General features: G+C 71.9%; 17 protein-coding genes. 10 read left to right on the plus strand and 7 right to left on the minus strand.

Annotated elements, in window-relative coordinates:
• The first annotated feature begins 3 nt into the window (after positions 1–3).
• The 3 genes from ABZ193_RS10315 (at position 4) to ABZ193_RS10325 (ending at position 4,051) form a co-directional block, all read left to right on the plus strand.
• The gene (locus ABZ193_RS10315) at positions 4–2,550 is read left to right on the plus strand and encodes a DUF4118 domain-containing protein (protein WP_020418105.1); all 2,547 of its coding nucleotides are present in this window, start codon (positions 4–6) and stop codon (positions 2,548–2,550) included.
• Positions 2,547–3,239 (plus strand): response regulator, encoded by a 693-nt coding sequence (locus ABZ193_RS10320; RefSeq protein WP_020418106.1) that lies wholly within the window; start codon positions 2,547–2,549, stop codon positions 3,237–3,239. The genes ABZ193_RS10315 and ABZ193_RS10320 overlap by 4 nt, the downstream gene beginning before the upstream one ends.
• 152 nt (positions 3,240–3,391) lie before the next feature.
• Positions 3,392–4,051 (plus strand): hypothetical protein, encoded by a 660-nt coding sequence (locus tag ABZ193_RS10325; RefSeq protein WP_020418107.1) that lies wholly within the window; start codon positions 3,392–3,394, stop codon positions 4,049–4,051.
• Here ABZ193_RS10325 and ABZ193_RS10330 read toward each other — a convergent pair.
• Positions 4,010–4,642 (minus strand): hypothetical protein, encoded by a 633-nt coding sequence (locus ABZ193_RS10330; protein ID WP_157358542.1) that lies wholly within the window; start codon positions 4,640–4,642, stop codon positions 4,010–4,012. The genes ABZ193_RS10325 and ABZ193_RS10330 overlap by 42 nt on opposite strands.
• Before the next feature lie 123 nt (positions 4,643–4,765).
• Between ABZ193_RS10330 and ABZ193_RS10335 the strand changes: the two genes are divergently transcribed.
• The 4 genes from ABZ193_RS10335 (at position 4,766) to ABZ193_RS10350 (ending at position 12,440) form a co-directional block, all read left to right on the plus strand.
• Entirely contained in the window at positions 4,766–5,098 is a 333-nt protein-coding gene (locus ABZ193_RS10335) for an acylphosphatase (protein ID WP_123683513.1), read from the plus strand.
• Between the two features lie 121 nt (positions 5,099–5,219).
• On the plus strand, positions 5,220–8,801 hold the full coding sequence (smc, locus tag ABZ193_RS10340) for a chromosome segregation protein SMC (protein ID WP_354709622.1): 3,582 nt from the start codon (positions 5,220–5,222) through the stop codon (positions 8,799–8,801).
• Between the two features lie 475 nt (positions 8,802–9,276).
• A complete protein-coding gene (locus ABZ193_RS10345) occupies positions 9,277–11,775 on the plus strand; it encodes a glycoside hydrolase family 172 protein (RefSeq protein WP_354709623.1) in 2,499 nt (832 codons plus the stop codon).
• An 80-nt stretch (positions 11,776–11,855) separates the two neighbouring features.
• Positions 11,856–12,440, plus strand: coding sequence for a hypothetical protein (locus ABZ193_RS10350; RefSeq protein ID WP_354709624.1), 585 nt, complete (start codon positions 11,856–11,858; stop codon positions 12,438–12,440).
• Here ABZ193_RS10350 and ABZ193_RS10355 read toward each other — a convergent pair.
• The 3 genes from ABZ193_RS10355 to ABZ193_RS10365 are packed head-to-tail and all read right to left on the minus strand — an operon-like array spanning position 12,433 to position 15,727.
• Positions 12,433–13,032 (minus strand): maleylpyruvate isomerase N-terminal domain-containing protein, encoded by a 600-nt coding sequence (locus tag ABZ193_RS10355; protein WP_354709625.1) that lies wholly within the window; start codon positions 13,030–13,032, stop codon positions 12,433–12,435. The two genes, ABZ193_RS10350 and ABZ193_RS10355, sit on opposite strands and share 8 nt — an antisense overlap.
• The gene (locus ABZ193_RS10360) at positions 13,033–14,562 is read right to left on the minus strand and encodes a sodium:solute symporter (protein ID WP_020418114.1); all 1,530 of its coding nucleotides are present in this window, start codon (positions 14,560–14,562) and stop codon (positions 13,033–13,035) included. It abuts the gene before it with no gap.
• Positions 14,549–15,727: an anhydro-N-acetylmuramic acid kinase gene (locus ABZ193_RS10365; RefSeq protein WP_354709626.1), complete on the minus strand. Its 1,179-nt coding sequence runs from the start codon at positions 15,725–15,727 to the stop codon at positions 14,549–14,551. The genes ABZ193_RS10360 and ABZ193_RS10365 overlap by 14 nt, the downstream gene beginning before the upstream one ends.
• A gap of 106 nt (positions 15,728–15,833) precedes the next feature.
• On the opposite strand from ABZ193_RS10365, the gene ftsY reads away from it, so the two are divergent.
• Positions 15,834–17,213, plus strand: coding sequence for a signal recognition particle-docking protein FtsY (ftsY, locus tag ABZ193_RS10370; protein ID WP_354709627.1), 1,380 nt, complete (start codon positions 15,834–15,836; stop codon positions 17,211–17,213).
• A gap of 307 nt (positions 17,214–17,520) precedes the next feature.
• Here ftsY and ABZ193_RS10375 read toward each other — a convergent pair whose 3' ends face one another.
• Positions 17,521–18,288: an IclR family transcriptional regulator gene (locus ABZ193_RS10375; protein ID WP_237336350.1), complete on the minus strand. Its 768-nt coding sequence runs from the start codon at positions 18,286–18,288 to the stop codon at positions 17,521–17,523.
• A 90-nt stretch (positions 18,289–18,378) separates the two neighbouring features.
• On the opposite strand from ABZ193_RS10375, the gene aceB reads away from it, so the two are divergent.
• Together aceB and ABZ193_RS10385 are read left to right on the plus strand one after the other, a co-directional pair.
• Positions 18,379–19,953, plus strand: a complete 1,575-nt coding sequence (aceB, locus tag ABZ193_RS10380) for a malate synthase A (protein ID WP_354709629.1) — start codon at positions 18,379–18,381, stop codon at positions 19,951–19,953.
• A gap of 2 nt (positions 19,954–19,955) precedes the next feature.
• A complete protein-coding gene (locus ABZ193_RS10385; RefSeq protein WP_354709630.1) occupies positions 19,956–21,161 on the plus strand; it encodes an aldolase in 1,206 nt (401 codons plus the stop codon).
• On the opposite strand, the gene ABZ193_RS10390 is transcribed toward ABZ193_RS10385, so the two are convergent.
• Positions 21,140–21,958, minus strand: a complete 819-nt coding sequence (locus ABZ193_RS10390; protein WP_354709631.1) for an alpha/beta hydrolase — start codon at positions 21,956–21,958, stop codon at positions 21,140–21,142. The two genes, ABZ193_RS10385 and ABZ193_RS10390, sit on opposite strands and share 22 nt — an antisense overlap.
• Before the next feature lie 26 nt (positions 21,959–21,984).
• Positions 21,985–23,436, minus strand: a complete 1,452-nt coding sequence (locus ABZ193_RS10395; RefSeq protein WP_354709632.1) for a PucR family transcriptional regulator ligand-binding domain-containing protein — start codon at positions 23,434–23,436, stop codon at positions 21,985–21,987.
• Positions 23,437–23,470: the final 34 nt, after the last annotated feature.

Genomic DNA, 23,470 nt, shown 5'->3' on the forward strand with positions numbered 1-23,470 from the left:
GGCGTGGACGTGGAGAAGGAACCGCCGCGCCGGGGAGAGCTGCGCATCTACCTCGGCGCGGCGCCCGGCGTCGGTAAGACCTACGCCATGCTGGGCGAGGCGCGGCGCCGCCTCGACCGCGGCACGGACGTGGTCGCCGGGCTGGTGGAGACCCACGGCCGGGCGAAGACCGCGGCGCTGCTGGAAGGCATCGAGACGGTGCCGCGGCGGCGGATGACCTACCGCGGCCGCGACTTCACCGAGCTGGACGTGGACGCGGTGCTCGCCCGCGCCCCCGAGGTGGCCATTGTGGACGAGCTGGCGCACACCAACGTGCCCGGCTCGCGCAACGAGAAGCGCTGGCAGGACATCGAGGAGCTGCTCGCCGCCGGGATCGACGTGCTGTCGACGGTGAACGTGCAGCACCTGGAGAGCCTGAGCGACGTCGTCGAGCGCATCACCGGCGTCGCGCAGCAGGAGACCGTGCCCGACGACGTCGTGCGCCGGGCCGAGCAGGTGGAGCTGGTCGACATCACGCCAGAGGCGCTGCGGCGGCGGCTCGCGCACGGCAACGTCTACCCGGCGGAGCGGATCGACGCCGCGCTGGGCAACTACTTCCGCACCGGCAACCTCACCGCACTGCGCGAGCTGGCGCTGCTGTGGGTGGCCGACCAGGTGGACGTGGCGTTGCAGCGCTACCGCGCCGAGCAGCGGATCACCGACACGTGGGAGACGCGGGAGCGGGTGGTCGTCGCGATCACCGGCGGACGGGAGAGCGAGACGCTGATCCGGCGCGGCAGCCGCATCGCCACCAGGGCCGGGGCGGAGCTGCTGGTGCTGCACGTCCTGCGCGGCGACGGGCTGTCCGCGCTCGGGCACGTCGAGACCGGCCGCTACCGCAAGCTCACCGACCAGCTGGGCGGGACGTTCCACACCGTCGTCGGCGACGACGTGCCGACCGCGCTGCTGGACTTCGCGCGCGGCGTCAACGCGACGCAGCTCGTGCTGGGCACCTCCCGGCGGTCGCGCATCGCGCGGCTGTTCGATGAGGGCATCGGCGCCACCGTCGTGCAGCGGTCCGGGCAGATCGACGTGCACATGGTCACCCACGACGAGGCGGGCGGGCGGCTGCGGTCGTGGCTGGGCAGGCGCAGCCCGCTGGCGCCGTCGCGGCTGCTGGCCGGCTGGGTGCTGGCGTTCCTCGCGCCCGCACTGGCCACGCTGACCGGGGTGCTGCTGCGCCGGGAGCTGGACTTCTCCACCGACGTGGTCGACTACTTCCTCGCCACGGTGGTGGTCGCGCTCGTCGGCGGGCTGGGGCCGGCGCTGGTGGCGGCGCTGCTGTCGGCCGGGCTGCTGAACTTCTTCTTCACCGAACCGCTCTACACGCTGACCGTGCACGCGCAGAGCAACGTGATCACCCTGGTCGCGATGGTGCTGGTCGGGGTGCTGGTCGCGCTGGTCGTGGACCGGGCGGCGCGGCGGGCGACCCAGGCCGCGCAGGCGCGCACGGAGGCGGCCTTGCTGGCGTCCTACGCGCGCACGGTGCTGACGAACGCCGAGCCGTTGCCGCGGCTGCTGGAGAAGGTGCGCGAGAACTTCGGCATGGAATGCGTGGTGCTGCTGGAAAAGCGCGGCGGGAAGTGGCAGGCGGTCGAGCACGCCGGCGTCAACCCGTGTGGCAAGCCGGACGAGGCCGATGTGGACATCCCGGTCACCGCGGACGTGCACCTGACGTTGCGGGGCCGGGCGTTGCCCGCGGCGGACCGGCGGGCGCTGGAGGCGGCGGCCGGGCAGGCGCTGCTCGCGTTGCGGCAGCAGCGGATGGCGGCGGCGCAGGCGGAAGCCGAGCGCCAGGCCGAGGCGACCCAGCTGCGCACGGCGTTGCTGTCCGCGCTGGGCCACGACCTGCGCACGCCGTTGACCTCGATCAAGGCCGCGATCGGCAGCCTGCGGGCGCAGGACATCGACCTGTCGCCGGAGGACACCGAGGAGCTGCTGGAGGCGGCGGAGGAGTCGACCGACCGGCTCGCCCGGCTGGTGAACAACCTGCTCGACTCGTCGCGGCTGGCGGCCGGGGCGGTGCGGACGCACCTGCGGCCGGTGGGCTACGACGAGGTGGTGGCGCACGCGTTGTCGAATGTGGACGGTTCGGAGTCGGTCGCGGTCGAGGTGGACGAGCGGCTGCCCGCGGTGATGGCCGATCCGGGGCTGCTGGAGCGGGTGATCGCGAACGTGCTGGACAACGCGTTGCGGCACGGCGGCGGTCCGGTGGCGGTGCGGGGTTCGGCATACGCGGAGTGGGTCGAGCTGCGGATCGTGGACCACGGGCGAGGGTTGAAGAAGGGGACGGCGGAGGCGGCGTTCGCCCCGTTCCAAAGGCTCGGGGACCGGGACGCGACGCCCGGGGTCGGGCTCGGGTTGTCCGTCGCGAAAGGATTCACCGAGGCCATGGGTGGCGTGATCCGGGCGGAGGACACGCCCGGTGGCGGGCTCACGGTGGTGGTGGCGCTCAAGGCGTGCCAGGCTCCCGACGTGGTGCCGGTGGTGCTGAAGGAGGTGGCTCCGTGACCGAGCAGACCGGCACGGTACTGGTGGTCGACGACGAGCCGCAGATCGTGCGCGCGCTGCGGATCAACCTGACCGCGCGCGGGTACAAGGTGGTGACCGCGCACGACGGGGCGGCGGCGCTGCGGGCGGTGGCCGAGACGAAGCCGGACGTCGTGGTGCTGGACCTGGGGTTGCCGGACATCGACGGGACGGACGTGATCACCGGGCTGCGCGGGTGGACCACGGTGCCGATCATCGTGTTGTCCGCGCGGGGTGAGTCGCCCGACAAGGTCAAGGCGCTGGACCTGGGCGCGGATGATTACGTGACGAAGCCGTTCGGGATGGACGAACTGCTCGCCCGGCTGCGCGCGGCCATGCGGCGCTCGGCGGTGCCGTCGGCCGAGGGCGAGGCGCTGATCGAGACCGAGTCGTTCACGCTGGACCTGCTGGCGAAGAAGGTGCACCGCGACGGGGTCGAGGTGCACCTGACCAAGACCGAGTGGGGGGTGCTGGAGCTGCTGGTGCGCAACCGGGGCCGGTTGGTGGCGCAGAAGCAGCTGCTGCGGGAGGTGTGGGGCCCCGGCTACGAGAACGAGTCGCACTACCTGCGGGTCTACCTGGCGCAACTGCGGCGAAAGCTGGAGCGGGAGCCGTCCCGGCCGAGGCACCTGATCACCGAGCCCGGGATGGGGTACCGCTTCGAAGCCTGAGCCCCCGGCCCCGGCGGGAGCGGCTACCCCGCCGCGGGGAGCGGTCGCCTCCGGGTGATCCGCCCTGTCAACATCCGGCGACTTCCGTACCAGGGCAGAGATCCGGGCGGCGCCCGATGTGCCCGCGCGCTCCGGGCGGCAGCCTCGGAGGCATGCTCAAGAGTTGGCGGCACGCGGCCGTCTGGTTGCACATCATCACGTCCGTCGCCTGGATGGCCGAGGCCCTCACGTTGTTCACACTCATGCTGATCGGCTCGGGCGGGGATCCCGGCCGCCGGGCGAGCGCGATGTCCATGGCCCACGCCATCGACCTGCACCTGCTCGCCCCGCTGGCCAACGCGTCCGCGTTCACCGGATTCCTGCTCGCGGCGGCGACGCCGTGGGGCTTCTTCCGGCACTGGTGGGTGTTCGGCAAGTTCACGATCACCGTGGTCCAGTTCAACGTCGCCATCATCGTGCTGTCCCCGGCACTGGCCGACGCCGAACAGGCGGCACTGGCGGGGGATCCGTCGCCCGCGCCGTGGGGGCTCATCGCGGGCACGGTGCTCATGGTGAGCGCGATCGCCTTCCAGGCCTGGCTGTCCGTGGCGAAACCCTGGAAGCGCACGCCCTGGGCCGGCGCCGCGAAACCGCAGACCGGGCCGGTGTGGGTGTTCGTCGCCGCGGTGTGCGCGCCGCTCGCCGACGCCGCGATCGGCCTGGTGCTGGGCTTTCCGATGCCGCTGCTGTCGGTGATCGCGCTGGTGACGCGGCTGGTCAGCCGGCGGCGATCAGTCCTGCCCGCTCGGGCTCGGGCTACCACTGCCGCTTGACGTCGAGCTCTCGTCGGTCGTGCTGCTCGGCGGCGTGGTGCTCTCGCCGGTCGAGGTGGTCGGCTCGGTGGTCGGGGTGCTGCTGCTGGTCGACGGGGTGCTTGACGGCGGCTTCGGCGTGGTGCGCGTCGCGGTGGTGTCGCTGCGCGGGGGAGTGGTCGTGGTGCCCGGCGGGAGCGTCGTGCCGGGCGGGATGACCGTGCCGGGCGGCAGCGGCGTGCCGGGCGGCAGCACGATCGGCGCCTCGCCGGAGCCCTCGGCCGGCACCAGCGTCACGACCTGCGTCCCGTCCGGGTTGGTCGTCACCACGGCCGTGCGGGTGCCCGCGGGGATCGCCACGCCGTCGACGGTCACCGGCGTCTGGCCGGGCGCCGCGTCGCCGGGGATGAGCTGCGCCCCCGAGGTCGAGTTGGTGCCGCCGGGCACCGCGACCTTCGGCGAGTCGCCCGGGGCGATGATCGTGGCCAGTCCGCCGAACGCGGTGGCGAGCACGACGCCGCTGACCGCGAGCAGCACGTAGCCGCTGCGCTGGCTGCGCGAGGCGGAGTCGCGTGGCGGGGACACCTCGGTCCGACGACCCACGTGGGCCATGTGACGCTCCTTGACTGGCGGGGAAACCGGCTTGAGCACATCCGGACGGGTGAGCCCGAATGGTGGCGCCTGCCGGGGAGATTAGCACTGGGAGTGAGTACCGATCTGTCCAGGAGCACCGGCATGATCACCCTCCGCAGTCGGAAAGCTTCCGGCAGGATAGGGGACGTGACGGGTGAAAAGGACGCCGTCCGGCTCACGGCGTGGGTCGGCGGACGGGTTCAGGGAGTGGGTTTCCGCTGGTGGACCAGGTGCAGGGCGCTGGAGCTCGGCCTGGTCGGCAGTGCGCGCAACCTCGACGACGGGCGTGTTCGGGTATTGGCGGAGGGTAGTCGGGACAACTGTCAGCAGCTACTTGACACCCTTCGCTCAACATCATCACCCGGTCGTGTGGATCAAGTCGTCGAGCACTGGTCGCCGGCGCAGGGCGGGCTGGACGGTTTCGTCGAGGAGTGACGCCTGGGGTGCGTGAGCACAGTGGGGCTCGCGGGGACAACACGCCCACGGGCATGACCGGGACGTTCACCGGCCCCCGATAGACTCCGTGGATCACCCAGGCGTTGAAGGGTCCCGCCACGTGCATCTCAAGAGCTTGACGCTGAAGGGCTTCAAGTCCTTCGCCTCGGCTACCACCTTGCGGTTCGAACCGGGCATCACCTGCGTCGTCGGCCCGAACGGGTCGGGGAAGTCGAACGTGCTCGACGCGCTGCGCTGGGTGATGGGCACGCAGGGCGCGAAGGACCTGCGCGGCGGCAAGATGGAGGACGTCATCTTCGCCGGCACCTCGGGACGCGCCCCGCTCGGCCGCGCCGAGGTCACGCTGACCATCGACAACGCCGACGGCGCACTGCCGATCGAGTACAGCGAGGTCTCGATCACGCGCCGGATGTTCCGCGACGGCGCCAGCGAGTACGAGATCAACGGCAGCTCGTGCCGCCTGCTGGACATCCAGGAGCTGCTGTCGGACTCCGGCATCGGCCGCGAGATGCACGTCATCGTCGGCCAGGGGCAGCTGGCGCAGATCCTGGAGTCGAAGCCGGAGGAGCGCCGCGCCTTCATCGAGGAGGCCGCGGGTGTGCTCAAGCACCGCAAGCGCAAGGAAAAGGCGCTGCGCAAGCTCACCGCGATGCAGGCGAACCTGGACCGCCTCAACGACCTGACCGCCGAGCTGCGCCGCCAGCTCAAGCCGCTGGGCAAGCAGGCCGAGATCGCCCGCAAGGCACAGGCCGTGCAGGCCGAGCTGCGGGACTCGCGGCTGCGCCTGCTGGCCGACGACCTGGTCACGCAGCGCGAGGCGATCGCGCGCGAGGAGGCGGATGAGAACGCCGCCCGCGCCCGCCGCGCCGAGGTGGAGCAGGCGCTCGAACTCGCCGGAGCCGAAGAGGCCCAGCTGGAGGCGATGGTCGCGGAGGACGCGCCGCGCCTCAACGCCGCGCAGGACACCTGGTTCAAGCTGTCCGCCCTCGGCGAGCGGCTGCGCGGCACCGTGCGGCTGGCAGTGGAGCGGCAGCGGCACCTGTCCGCCGACGTCGAGACCTCGACGGGCGGCCGCGACCCGGAGGAGCTGCTGGCCGAGGCCGAGCAGGTCGCCGAGCGCGAGGCCGAGCTGAACGAAGCCGTCATGATCGCGCGCGAGACGCTCGCCGAGGCCGTGCTGCGCCGCGAGGAGCTGGAGCACGAGGTCCAGGCCGCGGAGAAGGCCCACATGGCCGCGGTGCGCGCGATCGCCGACCGCCGCGAGGGCCTGGCCAAGCTCACCGGCCAGGTCGAGGCGCTGCGCAGCAAGAACAGCGCGACCTCCGACGAGATCGACCGCCTCACCGCGGCGATCGACGAGGCCGCGGCGCGTGCCGAGCTGGCGGTCGAGGAGCTGGAGGAGGCCCGCGCCGAGGGCGGGGTCGAGGAGTCCGACGACGCCGACCTGCAGGACCGGCACGACCGCGCGGTCCAGGCCAACCAGGCCGCGAAGGCTCGCGTCGAGGAGCTGGTCAAGGCCGAGCGGCAGGCCGAGCGCGAGATCGCGTCGGAGAAGGCGCGGGTGGACGCGCTGTCGATGGGGCTGCGGCGCAAGGACGGCGCGGGTGAGCTGCTCGGCGCGAGCGACCAGCTGCCCGGGCTGCTCGGGTCGGTCGCCGCGCTGCTGTCGGTCGAGACCGGTTACGAGGTCGCGCTCGCCGCGGCGCTCGGCCCGGTCGCGGACGCGGTCGCGGTGCAGGGTGGCGACGAGGCGATCGCGGCGCTGAAGTTCTTGAAGGACAACGAATCCGGCCGCGCCGGGGTTCTGCTCGGCGGTGCTCCGTACACAGTGGACACCTCGGCTTGGCCGTCGCTGCCGGCCGGCGCGCGGTGGGCCCGTGAGGTGGTCACCGCGCCGGAGCCGCTGCGTCCCGCGGTGGAGCGCGCGCTGGACCGGATCGCCGTGGTGGACACGCTGGAGGCGGCGCGGCAGCTGGTCGCGGCGCACCCGGAAGTCAGCGCCGTGACCGCCGAGGGCGACGTGTTCGGTTCGCACTGGGCCGTCGGCGGCTCCGGCCGCAGCGAGAGCGTCATCGAGGTGCAGGCGGCGGTCGACGAGGCGCGCGACCGGCTGATGGCCGCGGAACGCCGCCTGGAGCAGACGGCCGCCGAGCTGGAGGGCGCTCGCGCCGAGCAGCAGGCCCGGCGCGAAGAGGTGGCCCAGGCGAAGGAAGCGCTGTCCGAGGCGAAGGTCCGCAAGGCCCGGTCGTCCGAGCGGCTGAACCGGTTGCAGCAGGCCGCGCGGTCCGCCGAAGCCGAGGTGACGCGGCTGCGGGACCAGCGGGCGAAAGTCGAGGCCAGCCGCGAGCAGGCGCTGGCCAGCCTGGCCGAGCTGGAGGAGCGGCTGGCCGCGGTCGCCGAGCAGCCGGTGGACGAGGACCCGGACACCAGCGCCCGCGACGAGGCCGCGGAGCGGCTGGCGGCGGTGCGCCAGGAGGAGGTCGAGTCGCGGCTTGCGCTGCGGACCTCCGAGGAGCGGGCCCGCAGCATCGCCGGCCGGGCGGACTCGCTGCGCCGGGCCGCGCACGCGGAGCGCGCGGCGCGGGAACGGGCCGAGAAGGCGCGGGCGGCGCGGGCGCGTGGCGCGGAGATCGCCGCGGCCGTGGTCGACGCGGGTGAGCTGGCACTGGAGCGGATCGAGCTGTCGGTGCAGCGGGCTGCCGCCGAGCGCGACGAGGCGCAGGCCGTGCGCCAGCAGCGCGAGGCCGCGCTCACCCAGGTGCGCAACAAGGTTCGCGAGCTGACCCACGAGCTGGAGAAGCTGACCGACGCGGTGCACCGGGACGAGGTGCTGCGCGCCGAGCAGCGGCTGCGCCTGGAGCAGCTGGAAACGAAGATCGCCGAGGACTTCGGCATCGGCCTGGAGGACCTTGTCGCCGAGTACGGCCCGGACGTGCCGGTGCCGCCGAGCGCGCAGGAGATGGCCGAGTACGAGGAGGCCAAGGCGAACGGCGAGCAGGTGAGCGCCCCGCCGTCGATCCCGTACGACCGCAGCACCCAGGAGCGGCGTGCGAAGCGGGCCGAACGGGACCTCGCGACGCTGGGCAAGGTCAACCCGCTGGCGCTGGAGGAGTTCGCCGCGCTGGAGGAGCGGTACAAGTTCCTGTCCACCCAGCTGGAAGACCTGAAGGCGACGCGCAAGGACCTGCTCACGGTCATCAAGGAGGTGGACGACAAGATCCTCGAGGTCTTCACGTCCGCCTATCACGACGTCGCCCGCGAGTTCGAGACGGTGTTCTCGGTGCTCTTCCCCGGCGGCGACGGCCGGATGGTGCTGACCGAGCCGGACGACATGCTCGCCACCGGTGTGGACGTCGAGGCCCGGCCGCCGGGTAAGAAGGTCAAGCGCCTGTCGCTGCTGTCCGGTGGCGAGAAGTCGCTGGTCGCGGTCGCGATGCTGGTCGCGATCTTCCGCGCGCGCCCCTCGCCGTTCTACGTGATGGACGAGGTCGAGGCCGCGCTGGACGACACGAACATGCGGCGGCTGATCGGCCTGCTCGAGCAGCTGCGGGAGTCCTCGCAGCTGATCATCATCACGCACCAGAAGCCGACCATGGAGATCGCCGACGCCCTCTACGGCGTCAGCATGCAGGGCGACGGCATCACGAAGGTGATCAGCCAGCGCCTGCGCCAGGAGGCGTAAGACCTCCCGGCTGCGTGAAGTGTCTCCCGCCCGGCGGGTTGCGGGACGTGAAGATCTCCTGCGGGCCACCCAGGAAGAAGACCGTGATCTTCGTTCCTTCGGGAAGGTTGTACTTGCCGCCCTCGGACGCCCGGTGCGCCACGCAGGTGCCGTTCCCGCCGGCTCCCAGCCGTTGGCCGGCGGGTCGACGGCGGCGGAAGCGGTGCCCGTGCAGATCTGTGAGCGAATCCACAAGAGAATTGCTCAACGATCGGCTCTGGCTACCGGATCCCTCGAAAGTGTCCGTTTCGATCACTCCTGCCCGGTAATAACCCTCAGTGTCTGATCCGTAACCACCCATGTGGCGCTAGACACACTGACGCCACCAGGCGCTAAGTTCAGAAATCGTTTACTCGCGCTGCGGCGCGGCGGTCCGTCCAGGCTGGGGGTCCCCACTGTGCCCGAAAGTTCCTTTGTCGCGCCCAAAAACCGCTCCGTGATCGTCGTGCTCGGGCTGGTTCTCGCGCTCGTGGTCGGTGTTCCCGCCGGTGCGGCGCCGGCTCCCGGAGCGAGCGACAAGGGACCCGTCGGCTGGGACGTCTACCGATCGATCGACGGGCTCGCCCGGATGCGGCCCGGCGAGCAGGTCAAGCAGTTCTCCAGTTTCGACCGCGCGGGCAACAACGACGACGGCTTCGTGGGCACCTACTCGTGCCTGCGTGAGGAGGCCAACGGGGACTGCCTGCTCGCCGACGCGCGCGGGCCCGGCGAGGTGTCGTCGATCTGGTTCACCTACGAGTCGACGTCGGTCGCCGCGATCGGGCGGATCAAGATCGAGCTGGACGGCAAGGTCGTGCTGCAGGGTTCGTTGCAGGACATCGTGAACGGCGCGAAGGGCGCGCCGTTCGTGTGGCCGCTGGTGGGGAACTCGGCCGACACCATGGGCGGTGCGGCGATCAAGGTGCCCATGCCGTACACGACCTCGATGCGGATCACCACCGAGAACAACCCGCACTTCTACCACGTCACCTACCGCCAGTTCGCCGACGCGGCGGGGGTGCGCACGTTCAACCCGGCGGACAAGGCCACGGACGTCATCCAGCGGCTGCGCGGGTTCGGCGTGCGCGACCCGAAACCGGCGGCGCCCGGTGCGCGGGTGCAGTCGGCCGCGGTCGACGTCCCGGCCGGGTCCGCCCTCTCGATCCCGCTCCCGTCCGGCGCGCGGCGCATCACGCAGCTCAACCTCCGGTTGCCGCAGGTCATCGCGGCCCCCGGGATGTCCGACGACGGCCGCGCGTACGGCCAGGGCGGCAGCTCGTTCACCGCGACCGTGGCGCCGGACAACGACGGCGTGCGGATCACCCGCCGCGTCGACGCCGGCATCGGCGAACAACGCGCGGACCTGCTGGTCGGCGGGCGTCCGGCAGGCCAGTTCTACAGTGGTCCGGCCCGCGCCGGCGGCGGCTGGCTGGACCAGGTCGTCGAGGTGCCGGCGGACCTGACCCGCGGCCGGTCGCAGGTGCAGGTCGCGACCAGGTTCGTCTCCTCCGCCGAGGACGTCAACGAGTTCCGCTACGAGGTGCACAGCAAGGTCGGCGGGCAGTGGGTGCGCACCGACGTGCTCGACCTCGGCCACAACCACCCCAACGAGGAAGCCGTGCACGGGTACCGGGTGGACGGTGAGCGGTGGGCCGGCCTGCGGCGCTTCCGCTACCCGGCCGACCCCGGGCAGGCGACGGCGTCCGAGGCGGTGCTGGAGGGCCTGCGGCTGCGGCTGACCTTCGACGGGCAGACCACGGTCGACGCCCCGGTCGGCGAGTTCTTCGGCTCCGGGCTCGGCAAGTACGCGTCGCGGACGCTGCTGCACGCCATCGACACCACGGAAAACGGCGCGTTCACGGCGTGGTGGCCGATGCCCTACGCCCGCAGCGCGGTGGCGGAGCTGGTCAACAGCTCGGGCGTGCCGGTCACCGGGGGCAGCCTGGAGGTGACCTCCGCGCCGGACTCGGGCGTGACGGCGGGCCTGCGGGACGGCACCCTCGGCTACTTCCACGCGACGCACCACCGGGCCGAAACGGTGTCCGGTAAGGACTGGAACTTCCTCACCGCGCAGGGGCGGGGCGTGTTCTACGGGGTCACCTCCAGCATGCGCGGCGGCATCCCGCCGGGGCAGAACCAGCTGAACTACCTCGAAGGCGACGAGCGGATGTACCCGAACGGCTCGGCCAGCCCGGCGATCCACGGCACCGGGTCCGAGGACTTCTACGAGTCCGGCTGGTACTTCCAGGACGGCCGCGACGGCGGGGTGGAAGGCGTGCCGTACGCGATGCCGCAGGCGGGGCTGGTCAGCCGGGAGGACGCGAGCGACGGCTGCCGGTACGTGTGCCTCAACGCCTACCGGCTGATGATCGGCGACGGGGTGCCCTTCGGCAACGGCATCGAGTTCGACATCGAGCACGGCGACCGGTCGTCGATGCCTGCCGACTACAGCTCGACCGCGTACTGGTACGGGCAGAGCACGCCGTCGATGAGCCAGAGCGACGTGGTCGAGGTCGGCGACGACGCGAGCCGGTCGCAGCACGGGTATTCCGCACCGGGCGAGACGCGCGAGTCGCTGACGTCGACGTTCGAGGGCAAGCGGGACCGCACGCCGGTCACCGGGACGACGACGGCCACCACCCAGCCGGTGACGTTCACCGCCCGGGTGGACCAGGCCAATGGCGGCTTGCGGTTGCACCGGGTTTCCGACCAGGCCCAGGCGTTCCAGCACGCGCGGGTGTTCGTGAACGACCGGCTCGTCGGCGAGTGGTATCAGCCGCTGGGCAACACGCATTCGCGGTGGCTGGAGGACAGTTTCGACATCCCGGCCTCGGCCACGGCGGGCCAGACGTCGGTGCAGGTGCGGCTGGAGCCGGTCGCCGGCGCGCCGGCCTGGTCGGCGTCGCGCTACACGGTCTTCTCACAGGGCGCGCCGACCCAGCCCGCGCAGGACTGAACCCGTGACCGTGCTGGGTGATCACGCGTGACCTGATCGCCGTTCAACCGCCGTAGGCTCCCTGGCGAGGGGGTGGGCGGATGAGCGACGCCACCGACATCGACAAGGCCGAGTACGACAGCCTGCGTGCCGAGAGCCTCTTCCACCAGACCAACGCCAGCGCGATCTTCGGGCTCAACCTCGTCGGGATGGGGATCGGGATCACCGCCTCCACCCGCATCGACGGGGCGCTCGCCGTCCTGGCCGTGTTCTCGTGCGTGCTGTGGTCGCGCTATTGCGACCACCTCATGGCGGTGTTCCGCATCGCCGCGTACGTGGACCGGGAGTTGCGGGCGCGGCTGGTCGCGCGGCTCGGCGACGGGGTTCTCGGCTGGGAGGCCTTCCTGCGGGCGGAGCGCGCGGGCAAGCGGGACCACCTGCCGCGCTTGCCCTCGACCGACTCGCGGATCGGCTTCTTCGCCGCCTTGCTCGCCTTCCTCCTGCCGCCGCCGCTGCTGTGCGTCGTCTTCGTGGTGCAGCGCTACCCGGCGTCCGCGGGCGCCGGCAGGGTCTTCCTCCTCGCCGGCGTGGTGCTCGCCGCGCTGGTCTGGGTGCACGCGATCGTGCGCGGGTACCGCGTCAACAGCTGGATCAGCCGCACCGACCGCTGGATCGGCGCTAGCTGATCGGCGCTGAACCGTCCCATTCGGACAGTGGTGCGCAGTGCCACCGCCACTTCGTCAGCCTCGGGTGGCCCGGCAGGGACGCCCGCCCGTTGGCCCACAACAAGGTGGGCCACGGGTCGGTGTCCATCGGCGTCCACGGGAACAGCCGGTACAGCGCGGCGGCCGCCAGGCGGGGCGTCGGCGAGAACTCCACGCCCAGTCCCCGCGCCGCGTCGGCGGTGTGCACCAGCAGCTCGTCGCACGCCATGGCCGCGAAACCGGACGCGTCGGCGATGCCCCACGGGTGCCAGCCGCGGGCGTCGGGCGAACTGGTCGCGACCACCGCGGCCAGCACCTTCGCCGTCGTGCCCAGCGTGACCACCAGCTCGGCCGGCTCGGACTCCGGCCGCACCTTCGACTCCATGGTCGACAACTCGACCGGCCCCGCGGCGAGGTCGTAGGAGTACCAGTGCACGCAGTCGGCGATGTGGGCGACGACCTGCGCGACCGTCATGTCCATCTCCGGGACCGCCGCCGACCAGTCGCGGTGCAGTTGCCCCGACAGGAACTCCGCGCACTCCTGCGTGGTGGACAGCAGGGCGTTCGCATCCATCTAGACCGGCTCCGGTTCCTTCGCGGCCGTGGTGTCCGGAGTGCGGTGCCGCAGGGACAGCGCGCCGCCCACGACGAGCGTGATCAGTACGCCGAGCAGCGTATACCACGGGAACGCCAGCACGACCGGCTTCGCTCCGGGCGCGGGCGGGATCTTCACCGCGAGCACCACGACCGCCATCACCGCGACCGTCACCACGAACGCGATGATCGCGTCCAGCTGCCGCGCTCGCTTGACCCACATGCCGAGGAAGAACGCGCCCAGCATCGCGCCGTAGGTGTAGCCGGTGATCGACAGGCCCTGCTCGATCACCGGGTTGTTCCGGTTGCTGAACAGCGAACCGAACACCGCGAACACCACCGCCCACACCAGCGTCCAGATCCGGCCGTGCCGCAGCAGCTTCGAATCCTCCGGCTGGCGCTTGGTGAACCGCTGGTAGAGGTCGGCGACCGTGGAGTTGGACAACGCGTTGAGCGCCGAGGCCAGCGCGCCCATCGTGGACGCGAGGATCGCGGCGATCAGCAGTCCGGCGACGCCGACCGGCAGCTCGCTGGTGATGAAGTTCGTGAACACGTCGTCGCCCTTCACGCCCAGCTCGGGCAGCGTGCGGAACCCGTTGTGCGCCCACAGCATCGCGCCGACGAACAGGAACAACGCGAACTGGATCGTCACCGCGACACCGCTGCCGATCAGCGCCTTGCGGCCGTCGGCGACGCTGCGGCAGGCCAGGAACCGCTGCACGATCAGCTGGTCGGTGCCGTGCGAGGCCATGGTGAAGATCGCGCCGCCGACCACGGCCGTGACGAACGCGTACTGGCTGGTCAGCAGGTGCAGGAAGTCGAAGTTGAAGTCGAACAGCCGGAAGATCCCGGCGTCCGCGGCGCGCGAGGTCCACCCGTCGGGCAGCTTCCCGGCCAGCACGATCATCGCGATGATCGCGCCGCCGATGTAGACCGACAGCTGGATCACGTCCACCCACACGACGGCCTTGATGCCGCCGACCAGCGCGTAGATCACGGTGAGCGCGGTCAGCACCACCACGATCTGCCAGTACGACGTGTGCAGCCCGAAGTGCTTGAGGATGACCTGGATCGGGATCGCGCCCGCGAACAACCGCACGCCCTCGGCCAGCAGCCGCGTCACGATGAACGCCACCGACGACACACCCTGCATGGCCGAGCCGAACCGCTCGCCGAGGAACGCGTACGCGGTGGTCTGCTGTCCCTTGAAGTAGCGCGGCAGCAGCACGAACGACACCAGCGTGCGCCCGATGATGTAACCGAACGGCAGCTGCAGGTAGGTCAGGCCGTTGTAGTTGCCGGACGCCGCCCAGATCAGGCCCGGCGTGCTGATCACGGTGAGCGTGGAGGTCTCGGTGGCGACGATCGAGAAGCACACCGCCCACCACGGCAGGCTGCGTTCGCCGATGAAGTAGTCCGCCGCCGAGCGCTGGCGCCGCCCCACGAGCACGCCGATCGCGGGCATCGCGGCCAGGTAGACCACGATGATCGCCAGGTCAACTGGGTGCATCAGGCACTCCTATCGGTTGGTCCGGGTGAGCCGCTACCCGCAGACGGGTGACGGTCACCGGATGTGGAGCGGGCATCGACAGCGGGTGCGCGCCCGGGGTGATGCTGCCGAGCAGCCGGGGTCCGCGCGCGCCCGTCGCGTCCGGCAGGTTCGCCGGGACGCCGTGCCAGGTGAGCCAGCCGAGCAACGCGGTCAGGTACGCCTCCTTCGCCTCGCGGGGCAGGCCGAACTCGTCGCTCGTCGCCAGCCGGGCGCGGGGCAGGTGCCGCGCGAGCGCCCGCATCAGCGACGGGTTGTCGGCGCCGCCACCGGAGACGATCACGGTGGTCGCGTCCGCGCAGGCGCGGGCGATCGTGACGGCGGTCAGCTCGGTGAGGGTGGCGAGCAGGTCCTCGTCGCGGACCTCGAGCCCGTCGGTCGCGGCCCGCAGGTAGCCGGCGTGGAACAGCTCCTTGCCGGTCGACTTCGGTGGCGGGGCCGCGTAGAAGGGCTCGGCGAGGAGGCGGCCGAGCAGTTCCTCGTGAACCCGCCCGCGGGCGGCGATGGCGCCGTCCAGGTCGCTGCTCTGGGCGCCGCCGGTCACCTGGTGCGCGGCGAGATCGAGCAGGGCGTTGCCCGGGCCGGTGTCGAAGGCCTGCACGCCCTCCGTCCGCACGACCGTGACGTTCGCGATGCCACCGATGTTCAGCGCGACGGCCGGGGCCAGGTCCCGCAGCCACAACGCGTCGAGGGTGCTGGCCAGCGGAGCGCCGTGCCCGCCGGCGGCGATGTCCCGGACGCGCAGGTCGGCGACCACCGGCAGCCCGGTCCGTTCCGCGATCCAGGCCGGCTGCCCCAGCTGCAGGGAGCCGCGGGCGCGGCCGCCGTCGACCCAGTGGAAGACGGTCTGGCCGAGGGAGGCGACCAGGTCCGCTGTGCCGGACAGGGTGCTCGCGGCTTCGGCGAAGGCCTGCCCGACCCTGGTGTCCAGGCGCGTGACCTGCTCGACGGTGGTACCGGACGGCGGGAGCGCCGCGAGCAGCTCCCGCCGCAGGTCGCCGGGGTAGGGGACCGAGGAGTGCCCGAGCGGGACGAGCACGACCTCGTCGCCGGACGCGGTCAACTCGGCCAGTGCCACGTCGATCCCGTCGACCGACGTGCCGGAGATGAGCCCGACGACGCGCATGACCGAGTGGTCTAGTCCTTTTTTGACCGGAGCGCAAGGCATCCGGTGAGTTTTTGTCCGCGAGGGGTGTCCTGCCCGGTCAACCGGCAGATGCGAGGATGGCCACGTGGCGGAAAACCTCTGGTTCTGGATCATCCTGGTGGTCGTCGTCCTGCTGGCGATCCTCCTCATCACCGGTCTGGTCTTCGCCCGCAGGCGGCGGATCAGCCTGACCGAGGCGGAGCCGGAGCGGGAGACCAAGCCCCCGAGAGGCGGGAACTACCAGGCCGGCGGCGGCATCGCCCTGGCGCCTGGTGGTCAGAAGACGGAGACGGCCGAACCGCCCGAGCACCCCGCCGGTGAGCGCACCGAGGTGGACGGGCAGCCGGGCGTCGGCGACGACGCCTCCGTGCCCCGCGACTCGCCGCGGCGGGGCATCGTCGACGTGGGCCTCCCGGAGGCCGAGGCGCCCGCGCCGCCGACGCAGGTCCCGGCGACGCCCGAGGTCCCGGCGACCCCCGAGGTGCCTGCGGCGCGTGAGCCGGAGAAGGCGGCGGTCGCGGTCGAGGAGCCGGAGCCGGTCTCCGGGCGGATCGAGCGGCTGCGCGGGCGGCTGTCGAAGTCCCGGTCGATGTTCGGGCAGAGCCTGCTCGGCCTGCTCGGCGCCGGTGACCTGGACGAGGACTCGTGGCAGGACGTCGAGGACACCCTGCTGATGGCGGACCTCGGCGCGGCCACCACGACGGAGATCGTGGAGACGCTGCGGACCGAGCTGACGGCGCGGGCGGTGCGGACGTCGGCGGAGGCGCGCACGGTGCTCAAGACCGTGCTGACCAATGCGCTGCACCCGGACTGGGACCGCTCGGTGCGGGCGCTCGCGCACACCGTGGACGGGGCGAAGCAGCCGGCCGTCGTGATGGTCGCGGGCGTCAACGGCACCGGCAAGACCACGACGACGGGCAAGCTCGCGCGGGTGCTGGTCGCGCAGGGCAGCGAGGTCCTGCTGGGCGCCGCGGACACCTTCCGCGCGGCGGCGGCCGAGCAGCTGCAGACCTGGTCGGAGCGCGTCGGGGCCGAGGTCGTGCGCGGCAAGGAGGGCGCCGACCCGGCGTCCGTGGCGTTCGACGCGGTCAAGCGGGGCGTGGACGCCGGCGTCGACGCGGTGCTGATCGACACGGCGGGCCGCCTGCACACCAAGACCGGCCTGATGGACGAGCTGGGCAAGGTCAAGCGGGTCGTCGAGAAGCAGGCCAAGGTCGACGAGGTGCTGCTGGTCCTGGACGCCACGACCGGCCAGAACGGGCTGATGCAGGCCCGGGTGTTCCGGGAGGTCGTGAACGTCACCGGGATCGTGCTGACCAAGCTCGACGGCACCGCCAAGGGCGGCATCGTGTTCCAGGTCCAGCGGGAGCTCGGGGTGCCCGTGAAGCTCGTCGGACTGGGCGAAGGGCCGGACGACCTGGCGCCCTTCGAGCCGGCCGCCTTCGTGGACGCCCTGCTCGGATGATCTTGCTTCATCCGGTCGGGTGAGAAGATCGGGAACGCTGTACAAGCGAGGTCAGAGCAGTCCAGGATGTGAGGGCGCGCCGCTGGGGAGGCGGCGCGCTCTTTCACTTCCCGGGGGTTTCCAAGGTGTTGCACGGTGCGCGCGTCGCCGTCGAGACCCGGTCTGCCGCAGTGGGGCTCGCGGCGTGGCGCGCGGCCGCGCTGACAGCCTCAGCGGCTGTCCGGCTTGCAGCTGCGTTGCGAAACCGGCAGCGCTCCTCGCCGTCCCCGTTGAATGGCCCGCGCTCACGCGCGATCGGTTCGGCTGATCAGGCGCTCTCCGCGAGGTGCGTCGACAACGTCGCCGCCGTCGCTTGGACCAGTGGCGCGATCCGCGAGACCGCCTCGCGGGTCAGGCGTCCGGACGGGCCGGACACCGAGACCGCCGCGGGGGCCGGTGTTCCGGTGAGCGGGACCGCGATGCACCGCACCCCCAGCTCCTGCTCGCTCTCGTCGACGGCGTAACCCTGCGCCGCCACCTGGGCCAGGTGCGCCAGCAGCTCGTCGGGGTCCGTGAACGTGTGGTCGGTGTACGCGGGCATGCCCGTGCGGCCCAGCAGCGCCCGGACGTCCTCGGCGGGCAGCTGCGACAGGATCGCCTTCCCGACGCCCGTCCCGTGCGGCAGCACCCGACGGCCGACCTCGGTGAACATCCGCATCGAGTGCTTCGACGGCACCTGCGACACGTACACCACCTCGTCGCGCTCCAGCACCGCCAGGTTCGCCGTCTCCCCGGTCGCCTCCACCAGCTCCGCCAGCAGCGGACGTGCCCATGTGCCGAACTGCATGCTCGCGTTCTCGCCGAGCCGGATCAGCCGCGCGCCCAGCGCGTACTTCCGGTTCGTGTTCTGCCTCACGTAGCCGAGCTGCACGAGCGTGCGGATCAGGCGGTGGATCGTCGGCATCGGCAGGCCGGACGTGGCCGCCAGCTCGGACAGGCTGGCCTCGCCGCCGGTGTCCGCCAGCCGCTCGAGCAGCTCGAACGCGCGACGCAGCGACTGGACCCCGCCGTCTCGTCCTGCCTTCTCCTCGGCCACCGCGACTCCTCACATTGAGCTTCCGCTATGTAGAAACTATAGTCCGGGATGTAAAAAACCGAACCGCAAGTCTTCTTGGGAGTGTTCCGCATGGCTGACGTCCAGGTGCTCGGTGGCTCCGTCGAGCGAGGCGACGAGATCCTGACCCGGGAAGCGCTGGACTTCCTGGCCGGGCTGCACGAGAACTTCGCGGCTCGCCGTGACGAGCTGCTCGCCGCCCGCTCGAAGCGGCGCGAGGAGGCCAAGCGCACCGGGCGCCTGGACTTCCTCCCCGAGACCAAGGAGATCCGCGAGGGCGACTGGCGCGTGGCCGAGGCGCCGCCCGCCCTGCGCGACCGCCGCGTGGAGATCACCGGCCCGACCGACCGCAAGATGACGATCAACGCCCTGAACTCGGGCGCGAAGGTGTGGCTGGCCGACTTCGAGGACGCCAACACCCCGCACTGGCACAACGTCGTCGGCGGCCAGGTCAACCTGTACGACGCGATCCGCGGCACCATCGAGCTCGACTCCAACGGCAAGCACTACGAACTGCGCAAGGACATCGAGCTGGCGACGATCGTGGTCCGCCCGCGCGGCTGGCACCTCGACGAGCACAACCTGACCTTCGGCGGCCGCAAGGGCGTCGGCGCGCTGGTCGACTTCGGGCTGTACTTCTTCCACAACGCGAAGGAGCTGCTCGAGCGCGGCAAGGGCCCGTACTTCTACCTGCCGAAGATGGAGAGCCACCTCGAGGCCCGGCTGTGGAACGACGTGTTCACCCACGCCGAGAAGACGCTGGGCATCGAGCACGGCACCGTCCGCGCCACCGTCCTGATCGAGACCATCCCGGCCGCGTTCGAGATGGAGGAGATCCTCTACGAGCTGCGCGAGCACGCCTCCGGTCTCAACGCCGGCCGCTGGGACTACCTGTTCAGCGTCATCAAGTACTTCCGCGACGCGGGCGAGAAGTTCGTGCTGCCGGACCGCAACAGCGTCACCATGACCGCGCCGTTCATGCGCGCCTACACCGAGCTGCTGGTGCGCACCTGCCACAAGCGCGGCGCGTTCGCGATCGGCGGCATGGCGGCGTTCATCCCGAGCAAGGACCCCGAGGTCAACGAGAACGCCTCGAAGAAGGTCCACGCCGACAAGGCGCGCGAGGCGGGCGACGGCTTCGACGGCTCGTGGGTCGCGCACCCCGGCATGGTCGCGCTGTGCAAGGAGGAGTTCGACAAGGTCCTCGGCGACAAGCCGAACCAGCTCGACCGGCTGCGTGAGGACGTGTCGGTGACCGCCGACCAGCTGCTCGACGTCGCGAGCACCGAGGGCGGCGCCACCGAGGCCGGCCTGCGGGGCGCGGTCGACGTCGGCGTCCGCTACATCGCGTCCTGGCTGGGCGGCAACGGCGCGGCGGGCATCCACAACCTGATGGAGGACGCCGCGACCGCGGAGATCTCGCGCTCGCAGATCTGGCAGTGGGTGCAGAACGGCACCCAGCTCGACAACGGCCAGAAGGTCACCCGCGACCTGGTCAAGTCGGTGCTGGACGACGTGCGCAAGGAGCTCGACGGCCAGGTCCCGGCGGACCTGCTCGCCCCGGCGGTCGAGATCTTCGAGGAGGTCGCGCTCGCCGACGAGTTCGTCGACTTCCTGACCCTGCCCGCCTACGAGCGGATCAAGTAACCGTGACCGGACGGCTCACCGGGGACGTGTACGCGGGCATCGACGCCCGGCTGTCCGAAGTGGACGCGCGGGTCGAGGCTCGGTACCCCGGTGAGCCGTCCGGGCGGCAACCGGTGCACACGGTCTACGTGCCCGCGCACCGGTACTCCGCCGACCTGGTCGCGAGCTGGGGCGAGCAGGCCCGCGCGGTGTTCGACGCGTGCGGCGACGCGCTCGGGCTCGACCCGGCCGTGGCCGAGCGGGTGCGGCGCAAGCTGGTCACCGAGCCGATCGAGGACCTGCGCATCGACTTCGAGGACGGCTACGGCCGCCCCGGCGACGACGCCGAGGACGAGGCCGCGGTCACGGCGGGCCGCTTGCTGGCGGCGAACCCGGCCACGCCGTTCTGCGGCATCCGGTTCAAGAGCTTCGAACGGGCGACCCGTCGTCGCGGCATCCGGACGCTCGATGCGTTCCTGTCCGGACTGCTGGAGAACGGCGAGCTGCCCGCCGGGTTCGTGGTGACGCTGCCGAAGGTGACGGCGGTCGAGCAGGTCGGCGCCGCCGCCGAGGTGCTCGGCCACCTGGAGGCGGCCTACGGTCTGCCGGACGGCGCGCTGCGGTTCGAGGTGCAGGTCGAAACCGCGCAGTCCATCGTGGACGGTGAAGGCCGCGTCGCGGTGGCCCGGATCGTCCAGGCCGCCGAGGGCCGGTGCAGTGGCCTGAACTACGGCACCTACGACTACAGCGCCGGGCTCGGCATCGCCGCGGAGCACCAGAGCATGGACCACCCGGCGGCGGACTTCGCGAAGGCGTTCATGCAGGTCAGCGCCGCGGGAACCGGGGTGCGCCTGTCCGACGGATCGACGAACAAGCTCCCGGTGGGCGACGCGCTGCTGCCGGCCTGGCGCGAGCACCTGCGGCTCGTGCGACGCTCGCTGGAGCGCGGTTTCTACCAGGGCTGGGACCTGCACCCGCACCAATTGCCCACCCGCTTCGCCGCGACGTACGCTTTCTTCCGCGAGGGCCTGCCCGCGGCGGCGACGCGGTTGCGGGACTACGCCACGCAGGTGGACAGCGGCGTGCTCGACGAACCGGCCACGGCACGTGCGTTGTCGGGTTTCCTGTTGCGGGGCTTGGATTGCGGCGCCATCGATGCCGCGGAGGCCGAGAACCTGACCGGCCTCACCCGCGCGCGGTTGGAGAGCTACGCGACCTTCCGCGGCTGACCGAGGAACTCCAGCAGCGTGGCGGTGAGCGCGGCCGGCGCGTCCTCCTGCACCAGGTGCCCGGCGCCGGGGAACAGGCGCAGCCCCGCGCCCGGGATGCGGGACGCCAGTTCCTTGCCCTGCTCGACCGGGATCCACTCGTCGGCCTCGCCCCAGCCGACCAGCACCGGCAGGTCCAGCGAGCCCAGCAGCGGCTCGATCTGGTCGGTGAACCGCTGGTCCGCCTGCGCGATCTGCCGGTAGTACGCGGCCTGCCCCTCGGCGCCGAGCCACGGCGCGACCAGCTCGTCCAGCACGCCGCCCCGCAAGCCTGCCGCGGACGCGGTCGCGGTCTGCGTGCGCACGATCGCTTCGTGCAGGTGCGACGGCAGCTGCTCGAAGACCCGCGGGTTGTCCCGCACCAGGTGGAAGAACGACGTCCCCCACGGCGCGATCGCCACGACGTCCACCAGGGCGAGCCGGTCGAACCGCGCGCCGTGCAGCAGGTGCGCCCGCAGCGAGACGACGCCGCCGAAGTCGTGCGCCACGACCGACGGCGACTCCAGCCCCCAGTGCTCCAGCAGCGACGCGAAGATCTCCGCCTGCGTCCCCAGCGACACGTCCTGGCCGTCCCGCTTCTCGGACCGCCCGTAACCCAGCATGTCCCAGACGAACACCTCGTGCCGCTCGCTCAGCGCCGGCGCGATGTCCCGCCACACGTACGACGAAAACGGCGTGCCGTGCAGCAACACGACCGGCGGGCCCGAACCCGACGAAGCCCAGCGCACGGTCCCGCCCGGTGTCTCGAATTTCTCCATGCGCCGGACGTTACCAGTTAAGCGGCTTAGACGGTAACCAGAAGGGCGAGGTAGACGTCCACCTGGGTGACGAAGTCGTTGAGGTCCACGCCGAGCAGCTCGGACGCCCGCGCGATGCGGTACCGCAGCGTGTTGACGTGGACGTGCAGCGCCCGCGCCGCCGCGGTCGGGGAGCTGGAGCACTCCAGGTACACCCGCACGGTGTGCACCAGATCCGTGCCCTGCGCCGCGTCGTAGGCGAGCAACGGCCCGAGCACCCGCGCCCGCACCGACCGGCGCAGCTCGTCCGGCGCGCCGGCGGCCAGCAGCTGGTGCACGGCGATGTCCTCGCCCGCGACCAGCTCGATCCGGCCGCCGCGGCGGGCCGCGAGTTCGACCGCGTGCCGCGCCTCCTGCGTCGCGCCGTGCAAGCCGTCCACCGACGCCGGGCCGCCCGAACCCAGGTGGAACCGCGACAACGACATCAGCCGGTCCAGCCGCGTCAGCGCCTCGGCCGCCGCGCGCATCCAGTTCCCCGGACCGGCGACCAGCGTGTAGGCGTCCTCGCCGACGACTCCGACCAGCGGCCGCGCGTCGGCGAGCAGCTCGGCCAGCACCTCCGCCGCCAGGGCCGGGCTGTCGTCCGGCGCCCGCGCGAGCAGCACGCGGATCTCCGCCTCCGCCGGCAGTCCGGACGCGGCGAAGGCGTCCCCGACCGGCCCGCCGTCGGCCAGGGCCTGGAGCAACGGCTCGGCCGCCTGGCCCGACATCCGCCGCACCTGGTCGGCCCGCGCCCGTGCCAGCCGCACGAGCTCGGCCAGCTCCGCGGCCAGGTCGCCCGGCTCCGGCTGCGCGACCGCCAGCAGCCACGGCACCGCGAAGCTCCCGCCGACCGGCATCAGCGCGTACCCGTCGTGGACGGTCACCTCCCGGCCGGGCACGAAATGCTCCACGAGGTCCTCGGGCGGCTCGGCCGTGCCAGCGACGACCCGCCCGGTTCCGGACAGCACCCAGCACGGCGCGCCCAGCTCGATCGCGCCCTGCCGCAGCAACGCGGGCAGCGAGATGTCCTCGGTCGCCGCGGCCAGCAAGCGTTTGCGGGCGCCGCTCGGCTCCCGTCCCCGCGCCGCGGCCAGCTCCAGCACCACGCGCTCGGTGATCACCGCGAACGACAGGTCCGCGGGCACCTCCAGCAGCGGGATGCGGTGCCGCGCGCAAGCCTGCACGACGTCCGGCGGGATTCCGCCGGTGTCCGCGCCGGACGCGGCCAGCGCGGCGACCCCGGCCCGGGCCAGCGCTTCGACGAACGGCGCGGCGTCGCCCGGCTCGCGCCACCACAGCAGCCCGCTGAGGACGACCTCGCCCGCCGAGACGTACCGGCTCGGGTCGGGCAGCTCGGTGACGTAGATCCGGCTGACCGCGCGGCCGAGCTGCCCGGCGCCGGTGCGCAACCGCAGGCGCAGTTCCGGGATCTCCAGCAGAGTTTTCACGGTCGTCATCAGGGTTGTAGGAAAGCACAAACGCGGGCCCGCA

It is taken from the genome of Amycolatopsis sp. NPDC006125 (assembly GCF_040614195.1).
Classification (GTDB): domain Bacteria; phylum Actinomycetota; class Actinomycetes; order Mycobacteriales; family Pseudonocardiaceae; genus Amycolatopsis_E; species Amycolatopsis_E tucumanensis.